Annotated in this window: 6 protein-coding genes and 1 pseudogene; 2 read left to right on the top strand and 5 right to left on the bottom strand. The window is 68.5% G+C overall.

Going from position 1 to position 5,611, the window contains the following annotated elements; translation table 11 throughout:
* Positions 1–1,649: pseudogene (locus HOQ08_RS02040) on the bottom strand (hybrid sensor histidine kinase/response regulator); the annotation flags it as partial.
* 166 nt (positions 1,650–1,815) lie between these two features.
* Here HOQ08_RS02040 and HOQ08_RS02035 point away from each other — a divergent pair.
* Both HOQ08_RS02035 and HOQ08_RS02030 read left to right on the top strand, forming a co-directional pair.
* On the top strand, positions 1,816–2,451 hold the full coding sequence (locus HOQ08_RS02035) for a 4'-phosphopantetheinyl transferase superfamily protein (RefSeq protein WP_291190831.1): 636 nt from the start codon (positions 1,816–1,818) through the stop codon (positions 2,449–2,451).
* 259 nt (positions 2,452–2,710) lie between these two features.
* Complete coding sequence (locus HOQ08_RS02030; RefSeq protein WP_291190828.1) at positions 2,711–3,454, top strand: pyridoxine 5'-phosphate synthase; 744 nt, start codon at positions 2,711–2,713, stop codon at positions 3,452–3,454.
* A 163-nt stretch (positions 3,455–3,617) separates the two neighbouring features.
* Here the strand turns inward: HOQ08_RS02030 and HOQ08_RS02025 are convergent, their stop codons facing one another.
* The 4 genes from HOQ08_RS02025 to HOQ08_RS02010 all read right to left on the bottom strand — a co-directional run.
* The gene (locus HOQ08_RS02025) at positions 3,618–4,025 is read right to left on the bottom strand and encodes a biopolymer transporter ExbD (protein ID WP_291190825.1); all 408 of its coding nucleotides are present in this window, start codon (positions 4,023–4,025) and stop codon (positions 3,618–3,620) included.
* 4 nt (positions 4,026–4,029) lie between these two features.
* A complete protein-coding gene (locus HOQ08_RS02020) occupies positions 4,030–4,443 on the bottom strand; it encodes a biopolymer transporter ExbD (protein ID WP_291190822.1) in 414 nt (137 codons plus the stop codon).
* Between the two features lie 11 nt (positions 4,444–4,454).
* On the bottom strand, positions 4,455–5,222 hold the full coding sequence (locus tag HOQ08_RS02015; protein WP_291190835.1) for a MotA/TolQ/ExbB proton channel family protein: 768 nt from the start codon (positions 5,220–5,222) through the stop codon (positions 4,455–4,457).
* A 53-nt stretch (positions 5,223–5,275) separates the two neighbouring features.
* Positions 5,276–5,611: energy transducer TonB (locus HOQ08_RS02010; RefSeq protein WP_291190820.1), on the bottom strand; the 336-nt coding region annotated here is incomplete at its 5' end.

Below are 5,611 nucleotides of genomic sequence, written 5' to 3'. Positions count from 1 at the left end.
ACGATGCGCTCGGCGACGGTGCGCAGGTCGGCCACCGCCACGCGCCCGCGCCAGTCGCCGCGGGCGGCGCGGCCGGCGCTGGACGGCACCACGAACATCGCCGCGTGCAGGCGCTCCACCAGCGTCGGCCGTCGGCGCAGCGAGACGAAGACCAGGCAGCCGACGTTGACCAGCAGCGACCAGAAGGTGCCGTGCATTACCGGGTCCCAGCCGGACAGGTGGAACAGCGCATGCGGGCGCAGCCAGGCCAGGTGCGCCGGGCCGTCCTCCAGCCATTGGCCGTTGCGGCTCATCGCCGGCAACAGCAGGGTGTAGGCCCACACGAGGAAGCCGCCGACCAGGCCCGCCGCCACGCCCTGGCGGCTGGCGCCGCGCCAATACAGCGCCGCCACGATCGCCGGTGCGAACTGCGCCACCGCGGCGAACGCGAGCAGCCCGGTGGCTGCCAGGTTCTCGTTGCCGGCAGCCACCCGGTAGTACAGGTAGGCCATCGCGGCGAGCGCCACGATGGCCACCCGGCGCACACGCAGCACCAGTTGCGAAAGATCGCTGCGCTGCTCCAGGTGCAGTGCGCGGATGCGCAGCAGCGCCGGCATCACCAGGTCGTTGCTGATCATCGTCGAGAGCGCCACCGAGGTGACGATCACCATGCCGGTGGCCGCCGAGAAGCCGCCGATGAAGGCAAGCACGGCCACGCCCGGATCGCCCAGTACCAGCGGCAGGTTGAGCAGCCACGCGTCGGCCGAGCCGCTGGCCACCTGCGGCAGGCGCGTGCCGGCGGCGAGGATCGGCAGCACGCCCAGGCAGATCAACACCATGTACAGCGGGAATATCCAGCGCGCCCTGGCGAGGTCGCGCGGGTCCTCGCACTCGACCACGCCGATCTGGAACTGCCGCGGCAGGCAGAACATCGCGCAGAAGGCCAGCAGCGTCTGCGCCAGGAAGCCGGGCGAGACACCCGCCGAAAGCTGCGCGGCGGGCAGCCGCAGGCTTTCGCTCAGCCCCGGTCCCTTCCACAGCGCATAGGCGGCCACTGCCAGGAAGGCGAAAAGCTTGATCACCGATTCCAGCGCGATCGCCAGCATCATGCCGTGGTGGTGCTCGGTCGCATCGATGCTGCGGGTGCCGAACAAGATGGCGAACGCGGCCAGCAGCGCGGCGCACCACAGCGCGCTGTCCGAGGCGACCGACGGCGCGGCCGGCGAGTTGCCGCCGAGCACGCCGAACGACATCGCCACGGCCTTCAGCTGCAGCGCGATGTAGGGCACCACGGCGATCACCGCGATCGCGGCGACCAGCGCCGCCAGCCCGTGCGACTTGCCGAAGCGCGCGCCGATGAAGTCGGCGATCGAAGTGATGTTGCGCTCGCGCGTCACCTGCACCAGCCGCTGCAGCAGGCCGAAGCCGAACGCGAACAGCAGCACCGGGCCCAAGTAGATCGGCAGGTAGCCGACGCCGTCGCGGGCAGCCGAGCCGACCGCGCCGTAGAACGTCCAGGACGAGCAGTACACCGCCAGGGCGAGGCTGTAGACCAGCGGCCGCAGGCGCGGCTGGCGCGGGTACAGCGGCCGACGGTCGCCCAGCCAGGCGACCAGGAACAACAGCCCCACGTACGCCAGCGAAACCAGCAACAGCCAGCCGGCGATCACGCCGATGCCTGCGCCACGACGGCCACATGGGAGCGGCGCTGCGGCTTGCCGGCGTCGCCGACAAAGATCGGTTCGGACCTGCCCATGTCGGACCTACCCACGGGATTTCCCCCACTGCGCGGCCGCCGGCTTGTGCCGGACGGCGCCAGCCCGGCACCATGCGTCGATGGACGTGGCTGACGGGACCTTGCCGGCGAAAGTAGCAGAGCACCTGCGCGATGACGAGGTGCACGTGTGGCGGCTGCCGTACTCGCCGGCCACAGGGCGAGCACCCCTGCTTGGATTGCTCGGCGCCTACCTTGGCCGTCCTGCCGGGTCGGTGCGCCTGGCAAGCGGCGAGCACGGCCGGCCCGCGTTCGCCGAGGTGTCCGCACTCGACTTCAACTGGTCGCATAGCGGTGCGCTCGCGGTCGTTGCAGTGGCGCGCGGCGTGGCGCCCGGCATCGACATCGAGCGCGTGCGGCCGCGGCCGCGCGCATGGGCCGTGGCCCAGCGCTACTTCACGCCAGCCGAAGTCTCAGCGCTGTCTCTGCTCGCGCCGGACGAGCGTGAGGTTGCCTTCCTGCATCTGTGGACCGCCAAGGAGGCCGTCCTCAAGGCGCTCGGGCGCGGCCTGGCGTTTGGCCTGCATCGGCTGGACATCGGATACGACGGCGGTACGCCGCGACTGCGTGCCCTGGACGGCGACGATCCGGCCCATTGGCAGCTGCATGCGTTGCGCGCCGGTGGCGATTGCGTGGCCACCCTGGCCTGGCGTGGAGGGGCGCGGCAGGTGCGCATATGGTCGCTGGCCGCAGATTGAGCCCGAGCCAGAATCGATGTGGCGGTGCTGCACGGTGCCGGCCATCGTGCGGATGTTCCCAGGGTGGCCGACGCGGTTTCCTGGTTTTTCGCTGACCGCGCGCTTGCCCAGACGGCAATGGGCCTGGCCCCGGCGGCAGCCTCGGCGATACGCCCGCTCGAGCGATCACGGTGCCTAACGGCGAACGCGCTTGCCCGAGCGAAGCATTCGTCGCATTGTTTGCGGCCCACTGCGGCGTTCGCCCCGAGGACTGCGGCCCATGACCCTGCTCAGCGTCAACCTCAACAAGATCGCCGTGCTGCGCAACTCCCGCGGCGGCAGTGAACCGGACATCCTGCACGCGGCGCAGACCTGCATCGAGGCCGGTTGCGGGGGCATCACCGTGCATCCGCGGCCGGACTTGCGCCATGTGCGTCCGGACGACGTGCGCGCGCTGGCCGCGATGCTGAGGGGTCGCGTCGAGTACAACATCGAGGGCAATCCGTTCGCGCCCGCCCGCGGCCCCTATCCCGGATTGATCGCGCTCGCCCGCGAAACACGCCCGACCCAGGTCACCCTGGTGCCGGACAGCGACGGCCAGATCACCTCGGACCACGGCTTCGACCTGGCTGCGGACTGCGAGCGGCTGCGGCCGCTGGTAGCCGAACTGCGCGGCCTGGGTTGCCGCGTGAGCCTGTTCGTCGATGCCGGCACGCGCGACTTCGCGCCGGCGGTGGCGATCGGCGCGCAGCGCATCGAGATCTACACCGGTCCTTACGCCGAAGCCTTCGCCGAGGGCGACGCGCGCGATGCTTTGGCCGCCTGCGCGGACACGGCGCGGCGGGCGCAGCAGGCCGGCCTAGCGGTGAACGCCGGCCACGATCTCAACCAGGCCAACCTGGGCGGCTTCAAGGCCGCGATACCGGGGCTGGCCGAGGTGTCGATCGGCCACGCGCTGATCAGCGAGGCGCTCTACGATGGGCTGGCGCCCACGGTACGGCGCTATCTGCAGATCCTGCGCTGATCGCCCGCCGAATCCCGTAAGTGGGCTTCAGCCCACCGTGGCTCGCGAGGCCAGTAGCGGTGGGCCGAAGCCCGCCTCTACGGTTGTCGTGGTGAAGCCCCACAAAGCAAAACCCCCGCTTGCGCGGGGGTCTGCCGGTAGTGTCAAGCGATCCGCCTGAGGATCACTGTCCCTCGGTAAAGCCGATCTTGGTCAACCCGTAGCTCTTGGCGTCGGCCAGCACGCGGGCCACCGCCTCGTAGGCCACGCCATCGTCCGCGTTGATCTGCAGCTCCGGCTGGTTGGTCTGCTGGGCGATCACCGCGATCTGCGCCTTCAGGCCCAGCTCGTCCACCGGCGTGTCGTTCCAGTACAGCGCGCCGGCGCGGTCGATCTTCAAGCGGATCGGTTCCAGCGGGTTCTCGGGCTGGACGATGTTCGGGTTCGGCTGCGGCAGGTCGACCTTCACCTTGTGGGTGAGCATCGGCGCCGTGATCATGAAGATGATCAACAGCACCAGCATCACGTCGACCAGCGGCGTGACGTTGATGTCGGCCATCGGGCCGCTGGTGTTTCCGGAACTGAAAGCCATCGTCTTACTCCTTGCCGGTCGTCATGAAACCGACATGGACCATGCCTGCCGCCTTCGCGTCGCCGAGGATCTTGCGGACATACCTGTACTCGGTGTCCTTGTCGGCGCGAAGCTGGATTTCCGGCTGCGGCGTCTTGGACGCCGCCACCGCGAACTGCGCCTTCAGCTCCGCCTCGGTGACCTCGGCGTCGTTCAGGTACATCGTGCCGTCCGGCTTCAACGCCACGTCCATCGGCTCGACGTATCCGGTGTCAGGCGTCTTGGGGTTGGCATTGGGCAACGGCACGGTGATCCGGTGCGACATCAGCGGCGCCGTAATCATGAAGATGATCAGCAGCACCAGCATCACGTCGACCAGCGGCGTGACGTTGATCTCCGACATCGGGCCGCCGGAATTGCCTCCGGTACTCATCGCCATGGCTCAAGCCCTCACTTCTGGGTCGGCGCCACGCCTTCGACACGCGAACCGGTGGCGAAGAAGTCGTGCAGATCGTGCGCGAACTCGTCGAACTGGGCATAGGTCATGCGGTTCGAACGGTTGAAGAAGTTGTACGCGAGCACGGCCGGGATCGCGGTGAACAGACCGAACGCGGTCATGATCAGCGCCTCACCCACCGGGCCGGCGACCGCTTCCATCGAGGCGTTGCCGGAGGCGGAAATCTTGATCAGCGCGTGGTAGATGCCCCACACGGTACCGAGCAGACCGATGAACGGCGCGGACGAGCCGACCGTCGCCAGCAGGGTCATACCGCCTTCCAGACGCAGGCTCTCGCGGGCCACGGCCTGGCGCAGCGCGCGGTCGATGAACTCCGAGCGGCTGAGCGACTCGGCGAGGCGACCGCCACCGGCGGCGGCAGCCGTGGCCTGCTGGTGGTGGGCCACCGCAGAGGCCGCGTCCAGCGCGATCTTCGAGAAGGGTTCGCCCTTGGGCTGGGCTTCCAGGTCGCGGATCGCTTCCTGGGTCGAGGTGGTGCCCCAGAAGCCCTGGATCACCTTCTCGGCGCGGGAACGGACCATCGCGTTGCGGATCGCGTTGGCGATGATGAAGTACCAGGAGGCGAACGACATCACCACCAGGGTGACGAAGACGATCCAGCCCAGCGGGTCGAAGTTATGGATCAGGTCCCCGAAGCCCATGTGCTTCATGGCTTCGGCGTTGGAGGTGCCGCCCTGGGTCGGTGCAGTTTGTAGGAACATCATGACGCTACCTTTAGAGATGTCAGGCGTGAACTGGTGGACTGTAATGAGGGTTACAGCTGGTTGAGAGAGAAGTTGACGGGTACGCGTGCGTAGCCTTCGACCTTCTGGCCGTTCTTGACTTCCGCATTGAAACGCCACCGGCGGACAGCATCCATCGCAGCGCGATCAAGCTCGCGATAGCCGCTGGAAGTCTCGACCTTGACGTCCTTGACGCTGCCGTCGACGCCGACCAGCACCAGCAGAGTAACCGTACCCTCATGCCGTTGCCGCATGGCCTGGGGCGGGTACTTCGGCTTGATCTGGTTGTTGTAGCTCAGATCCTGGCTCGCCGTGATGTCCGACGGCGGCGCAGGCGGTGCCGGCGGCGCCGGCGGGGGGGCCGGGAT

It is taken from the genome of Frateuria sp., assembly GCF_013362045.1.
Taxonomy (GTDB): Bacteria; Pseudomonadota; Gammaproteobacteria; order Xanthomonadales; family Rhodanobacteraceae; genus Frateuria_A.
This window is presented reverse-complemented; position numbering and strand designations above follow the sequence as displayed.